General features: G+C 62.2%; 12 protein-coding genes and 1 pseudogene. 10 read left to right on the top strand and 3 right to left on the bottom strand.

Going from position 1 to position 14,162, the window contains the following annotated elements; genetic code table 11:
* The first annotated feature begins 101 nt into the window (after positions 1-101).
* The 10 genes and pseudogenes from N0Q91_RS30160 (at position 102) to N0Q91_RS30115 (ending at position 11,133) form a co-directional block, all read left to right on the top strand.
* Positions 102-1,193 (top strand): glycosyltransferase family 4 protein, encoded by a 1,092-nt coding sequence (locus tag N0Q91_RS30160; protein ID WP_102764468.1) that lies wholly within the window; start codon positions 102-104, stop codon positions 1,191-1,193.
* A 364-nt stretch (positions 1,194-1,557) separates the two neighbouring features.
* The gene (locus tag N0Q91_RS30155) at positions 1,558-1,770 is read left to right on the top strand and encodes a hypothetical protein (RefSeq protein ID WP_018099148.1); all 213 of its coding nucleotides are present in this window, start codon (positions 1,558-1,560) and stop codon (positions 1,768-1,770) included.
* 39 nt (positions 1,771-1,809) lie between these two features.
* The gene (locus N0Q91_RS30150) at positions 1,810-2,667 is read left to right on the top strand and encodes an N-formylglutamate amidohydrolase (RefSeq protein WP_275599087.1); all 858 of its coding nucleotides are present in this window, start codon (positions 1,810-1,812) and stop codon (positions 2,665-2,667) included.
* A pseudogene (locus N0Q91_RS30145) lies at positions 2,664-4,552 on the top strand (flavohemoglobin expression-modulating QEGLA motif protein). Before N0Q91_RS30150 ends, N0Q91_RS30145 begins: the two are co-directional and overlap by 4 nt.
* Before the next feature lie 11 nt (positions 4,553-4,563).
* On the top strand, positions 4,564-5,610 hold the full coding sequence (locus N0Q91_RS30140; RefSeq protein WP_275599086.1) for a glutathione synthase: 1,047 nt from the start codon (positions 4,564-4,566) through the stop codon (positions 5,608-5,610).
* 160 nt (positions 5,611-5,770) lie between these two features.
* On the top strand, positions 5,771-6,733 hold the full coding sequence (gene ytfQ, locus N0Q91_RS30135; protein WP_004434596.1) for a galactofuranose ABC transporter, galactofuranose-binding protein YtfQ: 963 nt from the start codon (positions 5,771-5,773) through the stop codon (positions 6,731-6,733).
* Between the two features lie 142 nt (positions 6,734-6,875).
* Positions 6,876-8,393, top strand: coding sequence for a galactofuranose ABC transporter, ATP-binding protein YtfR (gene ytfR / locus N0Q91_RS30130; RefSeq protein WP_275599085.1), 1,518 nt, complete (start codon positions 6,876-6,878; stop codon positions 8,391-8,393).
* An 8-nt stretch (positions 8,394-8,401) separates the two neighbouring features.
* A complete protein-coding gene (locus N0Q91_RS30125) occupies positions 8,402-9,415 on the top strand; it encodes an ABC transporter permease (protein WP_375341905.1) in 1,014 nt (337 codons plus the stop codon).
* Entirely contained in the window at positions 9,412-10,380 is a 969-nt protein-coding gene (gene yjfF, locus N0Q91_RS30120; protein ID WP_275599083.1) for a galactofuranose ABC transporter, permease protein YjfF, read from the top strand. Before N0Q91_RS30125 ends, yjfF begins: the two co-directional genes overlap by 4 nt.
* 18 nt (positions 10,381-10,398) lie before the next feature.
* Positions 10,399-11,133 (top strand): FadR/GntR family transcriptional regulator, encoded by a 735-nt coding sequence (locus tag N0Q91_RS30115; RefSeq protein WP_018099140.1) that lies wholly within the window; start codon positions 10,399-10,401, stop codon positions 11,131-11,133.
* Between the two features lie 134 nt (positions 11,134-11,267).
* Here the strand turns inward: N0Q91_RS30115 and N0Q91_RS30110 are convergent, their stop codons facing one another.
* Genes N0Q91_RS30110 through N0Q91_RS30100 form a run of 3 tightly spaced genes read right to left on the bottom strand, consistent with a single transcriptional unit; the run spans position 11,268 to position 14,142 of the window.
* Positions 11,268-12,419, bottom strand: a complete 1,152-nt coding sequence (locus N0Q91_RS30110) for an ABC transporter ATP-binding protein (RefSeq protein ID WP_275599082.1) — start codon at positions 12,417-12,419, stop codon at positions 11,268-11,270.
* Complete coding sequence (locus tag N0Q91_RS30105; protein WP_004434577.1) at positions 12,416-13,243, bottom strand: carbohydrate ABC transporter permease; 828 nt, start codon at positions 13,241-13,243, stop codon at positions 12,416-12,418. Before N0Q91_RS30105 ends, N0Q91_RS30110 begins: the two co-directional genes overlap by 4 nt.
* Entirely contained in the window at positions 13,240-14,142 is a 903-nt protein-coding gene (locus tag N0Q91_RS30100; RefSeq protein ID WP_100670334.1) for a carbohydrate ABC transporter permease, read from the bottom strand. The genes N0Q91_RS30105 and N0Q91_RS30100 overlap by 4 nt, the downstream gene beginning before the upstream one ends.
* Between the last annotated feature and the right edge of the window lie 20 nt (positions 14,143-14,162).

Below are 14,162 nucleotides of genomic sequence, written 5' to 3'. Positions count from 1 at the left end.
CGGAACAAGAGCGGCTCTCCGACAATTGTGCAGGGGTGAGAACATCCTTTTTATCGCCGAGGTACGTCCTGCCGACGCCCCTCGATATCAGGAGTTGAGCGATGAAAATTGCGCAGATCGCACCCCTTGCAGAACGCGTCCCGCCGAAGCTTTACGGAGGCACGGAGCGAATCGTCCATTGCCTGACCGAAGAACTCGTAAGGCTGGGCCATGACGTGACCCTTTTTGCCAGCGGCGATTCGCTTACAAGTGCCGAGCTGGTGCCCTGTTGCGATGTCGCGCTCAGGCTCAATCCGAAAGTTCAAGATTTCCTTCCCCATCACATCGCAATGCTGGAAGAGGTCCGCCGCCGCGCGCCTCAGTTCGACGTTCTGCATTTCCATATCGAATTCCTGCATTTCCCCCTGATCAGAGATTTCGCCGACAGGACGGTGACGACACTTCATACACGCCTCGATCTGCCCGATCTGCAACCCTTCTATCTCGCCTTCCCCGATATCCCCCTGGTTTCGATATCGCAGCACCAGCGAGCGCCGATGCCGCCGGTCAACTGGAGGGGCACTGTGCTGCATGGACTGGACCCGACGGTGTTGGCGCTGCGGGAAAGACGATCTGACGCGTATCTGGCATTCCTCGGGCGCATTGCACCGGAGAAGGGTCCCGACCGCGCGATCGAAATCGCCGCACGGACCGGCATGCCTCTGAAGATCGCTGCGAAGATCGACGCCCAGGATCGCGCCTATTGGGAAGCAGTCGTCGAACCTCTCGTCGCAAGCCATTCCAACGTCGAATACATCGGCGAGATAGACGAAAACCAGAAGGCGGACTTCCTCGGCAATGCGGCAGCACTCCTTTTTCCGATAAACTGGCCGGAACCTTTCGGCCTCGTGATGATCGAGGCGATGGCCTGCGGCACTCCGGTGCTTGCCTTCCGCTATGGCTCGGCGCCGGAGGTGATCGACGACGGCGTGTCGGGGATCCTGGTCGACACGGTCGACGAAGCGATCGAAAGCCTCGAACGGGTGCTGGAACTCGACAGGCGTAAGGTTCGCGAAAGCTTCGAGAGACGGTTCACTACCGAACGGATGACACGCGATTATCTCGACATTTACCAGAACCTTCCGGGTGTCCTGAGGCAGACCGCCCCCACCCCGCAAGGCGAGCCCAAGAAAGTCGGCCTCGAGGCGGCATGAGGAACGCATCGGACAACGGATAAGATTTTTCTGCGGCCTTTGACGAAAGACGCCTGACGCGAAGGATGCCATCGCGTCAGGCATTATCCGTTCATGAAGGGCTCGCTCCTGTTGCTCCGAAACGGGTTCCTCGTGGCGCTCGGCTTTGCTGCAAGTTTCGCCGTCGCCTATCTGGCCTACCGGCTTCTGACGTCATGAGACTGATGGCTTAGTCGTTGGCGTCAAACCGGATTTTGCCTCCGGACCGGTAGAATCGGGAGCAGGATCAAAGTCGCAATGGACCGGGAACGTCCAGAAGCCCGGAGCGTTTTCGAATATGTGGCAGCCGGCTGGCGTCGCGAAACTCAAGACCTGGAGTAGAGCCATGGAACTGACGAACGCGCGTAAACTTGCGACCGAGTACCTGCGCCTCGGCGGCCATCGCCGGGTGGTCATCGACGATAACCAGACATCGGTCAGGAATTGGGAGAACGAGCCCAAGGAGGCGGAAGACTTCTGGAGGACGAACATCGAGACGCTGTCGCCGCAGATGCAGCGCGAAGTGGAACTCCTCCTTCCGACGATCAATCGTGCCTGAGGCGCCTGGAACCGAAATCGCGATCCGGAATTTTAATCCGTGAACGCGCCCGCGGAAGCGACGGACATGAATCTTGCCTCTGAACAGTTGCTGGATCTGACGCCATCCGCCACATCCGCCTGGTGGACCCAGCACCGTGGCGATACGCCTGTCGTCGCGACCGCCATTCACGACGGCCATGCCACGCGTGCCGCGGTGCGGCGCATCTTCGCGATTTCCGAAGAAGAACGTCTGCGGGAGGAGGATCCCTTCACCGAGTTCCTGATCCGCGACTTCGCCAATCGGATCATCGTCCATCGTTCGCGGTTCGAGGTCGACATCAATCGTCCCCGCGGCGGCGCAGTCTACCTGCGGCCGGAACAGGCCTGGGGCCTGGACTTGTGGGCGGAAGAACCGCCGCAGACCCTCGTCGATGCATCCCTTTCCATGCACGACGAGTATTATGCGATGCTGACATCGTTCCTTGCCGGTATCGAACGCTGCCACGGACGCTTTGTCGTCATCGACGTTCACAGCTACAATCATCGCCGTGCCGGACCGGAAGCCGAGCCGACGCTTTCGACCGATGCGCCGGACATCAATATCGGCACAATCTCGATGGACCGCCGAAAATGGGCGCACGTGGTCGACAGCTTCATGGCGGCGCTTCGCTCCTTCGATTTTCCCGGCCGGCCACTGGACGTGCGCGAAAACATCGCCTTTCAGGGGCGGGGCGAACAGACGCGCTTCATCCATGAGCACTTCCCCGACACGGGCTGTGCCATCGCCGTCGAATTCAAGAAGGTCTTCATGGAGGAGTGGACGGGCGAGCCGCGCCCCGAAGTGCTCGCAGCGCTCAGAAGATTGCTCGCCTCGACGCTGCCGGCACTCAACGACGCTTTGGAGCAGGGTCGATGAAGCTTGCGCGCATACCCATCGAGGCCGGGGTCGATCCTCCCGATTGGCTGGCGGAGGCGCTGGTCGCAATCGAGGCAGGCAGGGCCGTGCGCAAGGAGTTCGAAGGCGGCGGACGCCTCCACATCGACCGCGCCCTGCCCTTTCTCTGCGTGCACTTGGCCGGCAGCGACGGGGCACCCGTTGCGCGCGAAGTGGTCCGCGCGAACGCCTCCCACCTGCTCGCCCCGGATGCTGCCACGGCGAAACCTATCGTCGCCGCAATCGGAAAACTGCTCGAGCGTCGCTTCGGCGCCTTCATGGTGCTCGAAATGGACGAACTCGCGCAGGATGAGCTCCTGACCGACCATGCGCCTTTGCTGCCGCCCTTCAAGGTCGAAGTGATGGCCGGGGCCGAGGCAAATATCCGAGCCGCAGCAATGGCCTTCGTCGAGGCCGTCGAAGCGATCCCCGCGAAGTTCCGAACGCCGCGGGTCGAGCTCCATGAACGGCCGCAGGATTCCGCACTGGAGGGAGAGACGCTCGATCTGCCATTCCCCTCGATGCGGGTTCGTTTCGCTCCGGTCTACCGGCAGCGCAATTCCGGCCGGATCTTCCCGGAAGTGCGCGAGCGGCTGATCGCGAGCATCTTCGATGCCGCCCTGCACGCCTTCGCCGCCTTCGCCCGGTCGACGCGCAGCCTCGAATTCCCGACCCATCGCGCCCTCGGCAGAAAGGCATTCATCGATGCCGTGGAGCGCACCGACCGCAGCGTCGACGAAGTCGCCTCGAGCTTCGATTTTCTTCTCGCCGTCACGCCGATAAACGCGGAAGCCGCCTGGAGCGAATTCGCGGCGAGCGATTTCGCGCGCGCGCCGCGTTTCCTCTACCGGCCTTTGATCATCGAGATCGAAGCCGCAAAGAAGACGCTGTTCTCGATCCCCTTCGATCACCTCGAAGACCCGGTGCTCTATCAGCTCTACCGTGAAAAGCAGCAGGAAGTCGATCTGCAGCTGACGATGCTCTCCGCCCGTGAAACGAAGAAGTTCATCGAGTTCGGCCGTGCACTGTACGGTCCGGTCGAGCCGGACCTCCTGCGCGCGGCCGAAGAGATCCTCGCCCGCACCCGGAAAATCGCCGCGCACCCGAAAGCGCCCGCCGAACGCCGTGCCGACAGCCGTTTCGTCGAAATGCGGGCGGGCGAGATGATCGCCGCATATGCCCGGCAGTATGCGGGCTTCGAAGCGCTCGTGGAGGTGCGGGACGATCTTCCCGCCGGGTTGCTGGTTTCGGGAAGGCGGCTTTTGATCGCGCGCAGCACGGTCATGGAGCCCGGTCGTGTCGATCCGATCCTCAGCCACGAAATCGGCGTTCACCTCCTGACCTATTTCAATGGATCGGCGCAGGGGCTTCGCCTGTTTCGCTCCGGTCTTGCCGGGTATGAAGGAATGCAGGAGGGCCTTGCGGTCTTCGCGGAATATCTTTCGGGGGAATGACCGGCGAGCGGCTGCGTCTCCTCGCCGCCCGTGTGCTCGCCTGCGCCGCGATGATCGATGGCGCGTCCTTGCCGGAGGTGTACCGCCTGCTCGTCAAGGAACACGGATTCCAGAGGGCGGACGCCTTCAACGTCGTTCTGCGGGTATATCGCGGCGGTGGCCTCGTCAAGGACGCGATCTACCTGCGGGGCCTTCTGGAACTCCTCGATCATCTCGCAGCCGGGGGCGCGCTTGAGCCCTTCTGGATGGGCAAGATCGCCGCCTCCCATTTTGCCGTCATGCAGGAACTTCATGCCCGTGGTCTGCTCGGCGGTCCTTCGGTTCGACCCATGTTTCTGGATGGTCCGGAAGCGCCGTCGCGGCTTGCCAGAGCGCGCGAGCGGATGGCTCCACTCGATATGCTGCGGCAATAGGAGCGGCTCACATGCGCATCGCTTTTTTCGTCAACTCCATCGAAGGCGAAGCCCCCTATTACACGACGACATGGCTGGCGCTCGCGGCGCTCGCACGCGGTCACGAGGTCTGCTACGTCACGCCGGGCGATTTCGTGCTGCGCCCCGACGACAGCCTCCTGATCCGCGCAACGACGCTGAAAGGCACGAAGCCGAAGAAGCCGGAGACGCTGCTCACAGCGCTCAAGGGAGAGCAGGCGCAGATCACCACGCTCGATTTGCGTGAGGTTCAGGTGCTTTTCCTGCGGAACGACCCTTCCGAAGACGCGGACACGCGGCCCTGGGCAGTCTATGTCGGCACGAATTTCGGGCGGCTCGCCGCGGCGCGCGGCATTCTGGTCGTAAACGACCCGGACGGGTTGTCGCTCGCGCAGAACAAGCTCTATTTTCAGGAATTCCCCGAGATCATCCGGCCAACCAGCCTGATCTCGAGAAGCATCGAGGAGATCCGCAGCTTCATCGAGGATCATCCGGGCGGGGCTATCCTGAAACCCTTGCAAGGCTCCGGCGGCAAGAACGTCTTCAAGATCAACTCCAAGGACGAGGCCAATCTCAACCAGATCTTCGAGGTCGCCAGCGGCGGCGGCTACCTGATCGCGCAGAACTACATTCCCGACGCGGTCGCCGGGGATATTCGTCTGTTCCTGTTGAATGGCAGGCCGCTCGAGCGCGACGGCGTCTACGCCGCCTTCCGGCGCGTTCCCGCCGAGGGCGACGTACGCTCGAACATGCATGTGAGCGGCAAGCCGGAAGCCGCGACCGTTACGCCTCAGATTCTCGAGATCGCGGAACGGCTTCGCCCCAAGCTCATCGAAGACGGCATGTTCCTGGTCGGGCTCGATATAGTCGGTGACAAGGTGCTGGAAGCCAATGTCTTCACGCCGGGCGGTCTCCCCGAGATAGCGGCGCTTTGCGGTGTGGACTTCAGCGAAGAGATCATCATCGCGCTGGAAAACAAACTGCGAATCCACGAACTCTACCGCGGGACCATTCCGAACCGCACGTTAGCGGTCCTTTGACCGCGCGCCGGCATGCACTTCCGGTCTCGCGCACTGCACGATCTGTGGGCGAATCCACCGGCGCGTCCCGTCGTCAGCAAAAGTGAGTTTACAAAAGTAATATAGTATGATTTTTTCTCGATCAGCTGCATGGAAGAGCAGCTTTCTTTGGGAGGAAATCATGAAAATCGTGAAGGCACTTGCGAGTGCAACGATCCTTGCTGCCTGCACTTTCGGCAGCGCTTCGGCCGCCGAACTGGTCGTCGGCTTTTCTCAGATCGGATCGGAATCCGGCTGGCGTGCAGCCGAAACGACCCTGACGAAGCAGCAGGCGGAAGAGCGCGGCATCGACCTCAAATTCGCCGACGCGCAGCAGAAGCAGGAAAACCAGATCAAGGCGATCCGTTCTTTCATCGCGCAAGGGGTGAATGCCATCCTTCTCGCTCCGGTCGTCGCCACCGGCTGGGATGAAGTCCTGGCGGAGGCCAAGGACGCGGAGATCCCGGTCATCCTGCTCGATCGGACCGTCGACGCCTCCGACGATCTCTACCTGACGGCGGTCACCTCCGATCTCGTCCACGAAGGCAGCGTGGCCGGCAAATGGCTTGTCGATACCGTCGCGGGCAAGCCGTGCAACGTCGTCGAACTTCAGGGCACCACCGGCTCCTCGCCGGCGATCGACCGCAAGAAGGGATTCGAGCAGGCGCTTTCCGGCAACGACAACCTGAAGATTGTCCGCAGCCAGACCGGCGACTTCACCCGGACCAAGGGCAAGGAAGTGATGGAAAGCTTCCTGAAGGCCGAGGACGGTGGCAAGAACATCTGTGCGCTCTACGCCCATAACGACGACATGGCGGTGGGCGCGATTCAGGCGATCAAGGAAGCCGGTCTGAAGCCCGGCAAGGACATCCTCGTCGTCTCGATCGACGCTGTTCCGGATATCTTCCAGGCGATGGCTGCCGGCGAAGCCAATGCGACGGTCGAGCTCACGCCGAACATGGCAGGCCCCGCCTTCGACGCGCTTGCCGCCTTCCTCAAGGACGGCAAAGAGCCTCCGAAATGGATCCAGACGGAATCGAAGCTCTACACGCAGGCCGATGATCCGATGAAGGTCTACGAAGAAAAGAAGGGCCTCGGCTACTGATCCCGCCAGTGCTCGGCCCGAAAAATCGGCACCGATTATCGGGCCGAGCGCACTGAGCTAGAACCCGCGGCAGCCGCCGCGGGCCATTCCCATCGAACGGACGCCCGCTCGTTCGTCAGGCGGCATTCCAGAGACGGCAGCCATGCAGACCAGCAGCGACAATATCCTTTCGGCCACAAGGATCGAAAAGGGCTTTCCCGGCACGAAGGCGCTGGACAAGGTGGATTTTCATCTGCGGCGCGGCGAGGTTCACGCGCTCCTCGGGGAGAACGGCGCCGGCAAGTCGACGCTCATCAAATGCCTGACCGGCGCCTATCGCCGGGATGGCGGCAGCATGCTGCTCGACGGAACCGAGGCCGACCCGCGCGACACGTTCGATGCCCAGAGGCTGGGCATCGGGACCGTTTACCAGGAGGTCAACCTGCTGGGGAACCTCACCGTTGCCGAGAACCTCTTTCTCGGACGGCAGCCCCGCCGCTTCGGCATGGTGGACACGCGCACCATGAACCGCAAGGCGCGGGAACTGCTCGCGGAATACGAACTGGACATCGACGTCACCCGTGATCTTGCGAGCTATTCCGTAGCGATACAGCAGGTCGTGGCCATCGCCCGGGCCGTGGATCTTTCCGGCAAGGTTCTGATCCTGGACGAGCCGACTGCGAGCCTCGACGCACACGAGGTGGAGATGCTCTTCCGCATCGTGCGGCGCCTTAAGGGACGCGGGCTCGGCATCATCTTCATCACCCACTTCCTGGAGCAGGTCTACGCCATCTCCGATCGCATCACCGTTCTGCGGAACGGGCAATTGGTCGGCACGCGCAACGCGGCCGATCTCGACCGGCGCGAGCTGATCGCAATGATGATCGGTCGCGAACTGGCGACGGAGATCCATTCCGCCCATTCCGACCCGGTCGCGGGTGAGCCACGCTACCGCTTTCGAAACTTTGGCCGCCGCGGAAAGATCGACCCCTTCGATCTCGATGTCCGCGCCGGCGAAGTCGTCGGCATGGCGGGCCTGCTCGGCTCGGGGCGGACGGAAACCGCCGAAATTCTCTTCGGCGCCCACCGTGCCGATAGCGGTACCGCCGAGATCGAAGGCCGGACCGTCGATCTTTCCTCGCCGCGTGCTGCAATCCGGCAGAAGTTCGGCTTCTGCCCGGAGGACCGCAAGACCGCCGGCATCGTCGGCGATCTGTCCGTGCGCGAGAATATCGTGCTCGCCCTTCAGGCAAGGCGCGGCTGGACCCGCCCGATCCCCCGCGCGGAGCAGAACCGTCTCGCGGACCACTACATCCGGGCACTCGATATCCGCACCGCGGATCGCGAGAAACCGATCAGGCTGCTTTCCGGCGGCAATCAGCAAAAGGCCATTCTGGCGCGCTGGCTCGCGACCGAACCGGAGCTGCTCATCCTCGACGAGCCGACGCGCGGCATCGACGTCGGGGCGCATGCGGAAATCATCAGGCTCATCGAGAGCCTGCGCGAGAAGGGCATGTCGCTCATCGTCATCTCCTCTGAAATAGAAGAACTCGTCGCCTACAGCACGCGGGTGGTCGTCCTTCGCGACCACGCCCACGTCGCCGAACTCGATGGCGCTCAATTGACTGCACATCGGATCGTCGAAGCGATCGCTGCGACCAACGGGAGGGAAGCGTCTTGATTCCGATTATGCGGACCTACGCCGGCCGCCTGCTGCCGCAGCTCATCGCATTGACGGCAATTGTCATAGCGATTTCAATTGTCTTTCCCGGTTTTCTAAACCTGCAGATCCAAAATGGCCGGCTGTATGGAAGCATGATCGACATCCTCAACCGCGGCGCGCCCGTCGTTCTTCTGGCGATCGGAATGACCGTGGTCATCGCCACCAAGGGGATCGATCTTTCCGTCGGCGCTGTGATGGCGATCTGCGGCGCGGTTGCCGCCTCGCTGATCACGTCCGGGCATTCGCTTGCAGAGACCCTCCTCGCCACGCTCGCGGTAGGCATCATCTGCGGCATCTGGAACGGGGTTCTGGTCGCCTTCCTCGACATCCAACCGATCATCGCGACACTCGTGCTGATGGTGGCTGGGCGCGGCATAGCCCAACTCATCACCGAGGGGACCATTCTCACTTTCAACCACCCCGGTCTGATCTTCATCGGTAGCGGTTCCTTTGCGGGCCTGCCCATGCCGATCGTCATCTGGCTGGTTTTCGGCCTCATCGTTGCGCTCCTCGTTCGACGCACGGCACTCGGCATGCTTGTCGAGGCGATCGGCATCAACCGCCAGGCAAGCACGCTCTCGGGCGTGCTCACGCCCGTCCTCCTGGTGGCCGCTTACGTGCTCTCGGGCCTTTGCGCCGCGATCGCCGGCATCATCGCCGCCGCCGACATCCGCGGTGCCGATGCCAACAATGCCGGGCTCTGGCTGGAACTCGACGCCATCCTTGCGGTGGTCGTCGGCGGCACGTCGCTGCTCGGCGGCCGCTTCAGCATTGCGGCGTCTGTGCTGGGCGCCGTCATCATCCAGGCGATCAATACCGGCATTCTCCTGTCCGGCTTCCCGCCCGAGTTCAACCTCATCATCAAGGCAGCGATCATCATCTTCATCCTGGTGCTCCAGTCACCGCGCTTCCGCACGGGGGTCTCGTTTCTGAGTATCCCGAAGGCAGCCGGCAAGCCGACCGAGCGAGAAGCGAAATGAAGCAGAAATATCTTCCACTTACGGCAACGATCTTGATCTTTGTCTTAAGTTACGCGCTCTGCGTCGCGCAGTATCCGAACATGCTTTCGACCCGCGTGATCGGAAACTTTCTGACCGATAATGCCTTCCTCGGCATCGCCGCCGTCGGCATGACCTTCGTCATCCTTTCGGGCGGCATCGATCTGTCGATCGGCGCTGTGATCGCATTTGCCGGTGTCTTTCTGGCCGTCGTACTGGAGCAAGGCGGCATGCATCCGCTCGTCGCCTTCGCGTTGCTGCTGGCCATCACGACGCTGTTCGGAGCGCTGATGGGCGCGATCATCCATTATCTCGAAATGCCGGCATTCATCGTTACGCTCGCCGGCATGTTTCTCGCCCGCGGCATGGCTTTCGTACTGTCGATCGACTCCATTCCGATCAAGCATCCCTTCTACACGACCTTGAAGAGCCTCTATTTCAAGTTGCCCGGCGGCGGGCGCATCACCCTCATAGGCGGCCTGATGCTGTTCGTCTTCGCGGTCGGCGTTCTCATCGCCCACCGCACCCGCTTCGGCACGAATATCTACGCGCTCGGCGGCGGCACGGCGACGGCGAAGCTCATGGGCGTTCCGGTCGCTGCCACCACGATCCGTATCTACGCGCTGTCCGGGTTGCTGGCCGGCCTGTCGGGGATCGTCTTCTCACTCTATACCTCCGCCGGATACTCGCTGGCCGCCGTCGGTGTCGAGCTGGACGCAATCACCGCCGTCGTTATCGGCGGGACGCTGCTCACCGGCGGATCCGGCTTCGTTGCCGGAACGCTGGTCGGCATCCTCATCCAGGGTCTCATCCAGACATACATCACGTTCGACGGCACGCTTTCGAGCTGGTGGACGAAGATCCTGATCGGACTCCTGCTCTTTGCCTTCATCCTGCTGCAGAAGGGGATCATCCACCTGTCGCGCCCCGAACGGCAGCGGGCGTAGCCGCGGGGTCCGCGCGCCATGCCGGGAATCTTCGGTAGCCAACGGGGCAAACGCACGAGCCACAGGCTCGTCGTCGACGAACTCGGCCAGGCGGTGGTCAGCGGCGAGTTTTCCGTCGGCGACACGCTACCCGGCGACACCGATCTCGCTGCGCGCTTCAACGTATCGCGCACCGTGCTGCGCGAAGCGATGAAGACGCTCGCCGCCAAAGGCCTTGTCGTCGCCCGCGCCCGCATCGGCACCCGGGTGCTGCCCCGGACTCACTGGAACCTCTTCGACAGCGACGTGCTCACCTGGCATTTCGGTGCCGGTGTCGACGAGGATTTCCTGCGTCATGTGAGCGAGGTGCGGCTGGCCCTCGAACCCTATGCGGCGGCACTGGCAGCACGCCGCGCGAGCGACGCGGACATTGCGCGGATGATGCGGCTTGCCGTCGCGATGGGCGATGCCGGCCACAGCCCCCACACGCTGGCGCTCGCCGATCTCGAATTCCACCTCCGCCTCCTGGAGGCCTCCCTCAATCCGTTCATGCGAACGGTCGGCAGCCTGATCGAGGCGGCGCTGATGGGCGTTTTTCAGCTCACCAGCCCGACAGCCGATGAAACGGAGATCGACCGGGTCGCGATCGCGCACATCCGCATCGTCGAGGAGATCCGGCGCCGCGACGAGGAAGGCGCACGCAGCGCGATGGAGCATGTGATCCGCGTCGGTCAGGAGCGGTTGATCATGGATCTGAAGGGGCGGGAGAGTTAGCGACGCGATGGCCCCTCATCCGGCCTGCCGGCCACCTTCTCCCCGCAGGCGGGGCGAAGGGGACTCGCGGACTCTCCGCCTCACTTGCGACCCGCTGAGAGGATTGTGACGCAGCCGCTTGCCCCTTCTCCCCGTCAAGACGGGGCGAAGGTCGCGGCAGCGGGATGAGGGGCGGCGCGAGGCGTAATTTGGGCGTCCAATTGCGCTCTTTTGGGTTCGAGGCGCTTGCCCGTTTCCGCATCGAAGAGATGCAATTGCTTCGGGTCTATCGCCAGACCGATAAGCTCCCCGCCCGATGCAGCGGAGCGTCCGGTCTCCACGACCATGAGTTCCGGCTGGGTCGCCGAAGTTATGTAGGTGGCCGAGCCGGTCGACTCCACGACGCCGACGGGAATGTCGAAGGCACCCTGCCCCGCGCCGACGATGCGGATGTGTTCGGGCCGAATGCCGACGGTGACCGACGCCCCCGGCGATACCGGGTCGATGAGCGAGAGCCTCGCTTTTGTTGCGCCGAGGTCCAGAGCCAGGTGGCCGCCGTCGTCCTGCACGACCGCGGGGATGAAGTTCATCGCCGGCGAGCCGATGAACCCGGCAACGAAGCGGTTGGCCGGCCTGTCGTAAAGATCGAGCGGGCGGCCCTGCTGCTCGATGACGCCGTCGCGCATGACGACGACATGGTCCGCCATGGTCATTGCCTCGATCTGATCGTGCGTCACATAGACTGAGGTCGCCCCCAGCCGGTCGTGCAGCGCCCGGATCTCCTTGCGCATATGCACGCGCAGCGCCGCATCGAGATTGGACAAGGGCTCGTCGAAGAGGAATGCCTTGGGATGACGGATGATGGCGCGGCTCATCGCGACCCGCTGGCGTTGCCCGCCCGAAAGTTCGCGAGGATAGCGCTTCATGAGATGGGAAAGGCCGGTGGTCGTCGCCACCTCGGCCGCCGCCCTCAATGCGTCGGCCTTTTTCACGCCGCGTATGCGCAGGCTGTAGGTCAGGTTCTCCTCCACCGTCATATGGGGGTAGAGCGCATAGGACTGGAAGACCATTGCGACGTCGCGCTTGCGCGGCGGAACGTCGTTCATCCGCGCCCCCGCGATCTTCATCTCACCGGCCGAAATCTTCTCGAGCCCGGCCAATGACCGCAGGAGCGTGGACTTGCCGCAGCCGGAAGGCCCGACAAGGGCGACGAAGGTCCCCTCCTCTATCGCGAGATCGATGTCCTTGAGTGCGTGGTAGGAACCGTAGAACTTGTTGACGCCGTTGAGCTCGATCTGAAGGGTCATTTGAGGGCTCCTGAAGTGAGGCCGGAAACGATGCGGCGCTGCAAGAGGATGAAAGCGGCAAGGATGGGCGTCACATAGATCGTGGCATACGCCATGATATTGTTCCATTCATTGGTGTTCGGGCCCATGAAGGTGTTAAGGCCAACGCTTGCGGGCTGCAGCTCGACGGCCTGGATCATCGATTTCGAATAGACGAATTCGCCGAAGGCCTGCATGAAGATCAGGATCGCGCTGACGAGAATGCCGTTGCGGGCGAGCGGCAGCACGATGTTGAAGAAGGCGCCGATGCGCGAATTGCCGTCGACGAGCGCTGCCTCTTCGAGCTCCATCGGCACGCTCATGAAGGTTGCGCGGACGAGAACCACGAAGAAGGGCATGCTTTTGGCAGCGATCGCCAAGATCACGGCAAGACGCGGCGTATCGAGGAGGCCCACTTGCGAGAAGCCGACAAAAATCGGCGTCACCATCAGGGAAGCGGGCAACACCTGCAGCATCAGGATGAGGAACAGTCCGATGTCCACCCAGACGTTGCGATAGCGCGCAAGCACATAGGCGCAACCGACGCCGAGCACGGCGATCAGCGCCACCGAGCCGAAAGCGATGACGAGCGAATTCCAGAGATACCGCGCCATGTTGCGGCTCTCCCAGACGAAGGCGTAGATGCTCCATTGCGGTTCGCTCGGCCAGAATTTCGGCGGGGTCGCAAACATCGCCGAGCCGGTCTTCAGGGCGGTGATGTACATCCAGTAGAGCGGGAAGAGATAGATGGCGGCGAGCACGAGCGCGACAGCCAGCATCAACCGGTTGCGGAAAGTGTCACTCATCCTCTGACCTCATGACGCGTCGAGCGGACATAGACGACGGAGGCGAACATCACGAAGACGATCATGATGACCGAGATCGTCGCGCCCTTGGCAAAATCATACTGACGGAAGGAAAGGTCCCAGGCCCAGTATTGCGTGACATTGGACGTGTTGTTCGGTCCTCCGGACGTGATGGCGGCGAAGAGATCGAACTGCTGCAAAGTGAAGATGAGCCCCAGCGCGACAATGGCACCGATCGTCGAGCGCATCATCGGCAGAGTGATCGTCCAGAAGCGCTGGAACGCATTGGCACCGTCGAGCTCGGCCGCCTCGTAGAGGTCCTTCGGAATACCTGACAGGCCGACCGAAAGCAGGATCATGTTGAATGAGGTGCCGAGCCAGATATTGGCGATGATCACGGCCCAGAGCGAATAGTTCGGGTCCGAACGCCAGAAGATGTTGCCGGAAATCACGCCTGTTTCCCGCAGCAGAAAATTGAGAACGCCGAAATCGCCGGAGAGAATCCAGTTCCAGATGGCGCCGACAACGAGGCCCGGCATGACCCAGGAGACGAGGAAGAGGCCGCGCAGCCACGACGCACCGGGGAAATTGACCCAGAAGAAGAGCGCGAGACCGAAGCCTATGAGGAACTGTCCGGCGATCGAGGCGGTCACGAAGATGGCCGTGTTGAGGAGAATGGGCCAGGTTTCGGGTTGAGCGAAAAGGTCGATATAATTCTTGAAGCCTACGAACGGCCGCGTAAAGCTGCCGAGGCTGAACATGTCGACTTCCTGGAAGCTCATCACGACATTGTAGACAAGCGGCAGCCCGGAGAGGATGAACAGGAATGCGAGCGGCAAGCTCACAAGACCGATATCGAAGCCCCTGCCATCCGTTATGCTCGATAGAATTCTTTTCATTGGCGATCACCTGTCCCTTG

The organism is Sinorhizobium prairiense, from assembly GCF_029201645.2.
Lineage (GTDB): Bacteria > Pseudomonadota > Alphaproteobacteria > Rhizobiales > Rhizobiaceae > Sinorhizobium > Sinorhizobium meliloti_A.
This window is presented reverse-complemented; position numbering and strand designations above follow the sequence as displayed.

Excerpts from the sequence above, each read along its gene's own strand:
- N0Q91_RS30160 (WP_102764468.1), top strand. The coding sequence starts at position 102 with ATGAAAATTGCGCAGATCGCACCCCTTGCAGAACGCGTCCCGCCGAAG.
- N0Q91_RS30110 (WP_275599082.1), bottom strand. The coding sequence starts at position 12,419 with ATGACCCTTCAGATCGAGCTCAACGGCGTCAACAAGTTCTACGGTTCC.
- ytfR (WP_275599085.1), top strand. The coding sequence starts at position 6,876 with ATGCAGACCAGCAGCGACAATATCCTTTCGGCCACAAGGATCGAAAAG.
- N0Q91_RS30155 (WP_018099148.1), top strand. The coding sequence starts at position 1,558 with ATGGAACTGACGAACGCGCGTAAACTTGCGACCGAGTACCTGCGCCTC.
- N0Q91_RS30115 (WP_018099140.1), top strand. The coding sequence starts at position 10,399 with ATGCCGGGAATCTTCGGTAGCCAACGGGGCAAACGCACGAGCCACAGG.
- N0Q91_RS30105 (WP_004434577.1), bottom strand. The coding sequence starts at position 13,243 with ATGAGTGACACTTTCCGCAACCGGTTGATGCTGGCTGTCGCGCTCGTG.
- ytfQ (WP_004434596.1), top strand. The coding sequence starts at position 5,771 with ATGAAAATCGTGAAGGCACTTGCGAGTGCAACGATCCTTGCTGCCTGC.
- N0Q91_RS30100 (WP_100670334.1), bottom strand. The coding sequence starts at position 14,142 with ATGAAAAGAATTCTATCGAGCATAACGGATGGCAGGGGCTTCGATATC.
- N0Q91_RS30125 (WP_375341905.1), top strand. The coding sequence starts at position 8,402 with ATGCGGACCTACGCCGGCCGCCTGCTGCCGCAGCTCATCGCATTGACG.
- N0Q91_RS30140 (WP_275599086.1), top strand. The coding sequence starts at position 4,564 with ATGCGCATCGCTTTTTTCGTCAACTCCATCGAAGGCGAAGCCCCCTAT.
- yjfF (WP_275599083.1), top strand. The coding sequence starts at position 9,412 with ATGAAGCAGAAATATCTTCCACTTACGGCAACGATCTTGATCTTTGTC.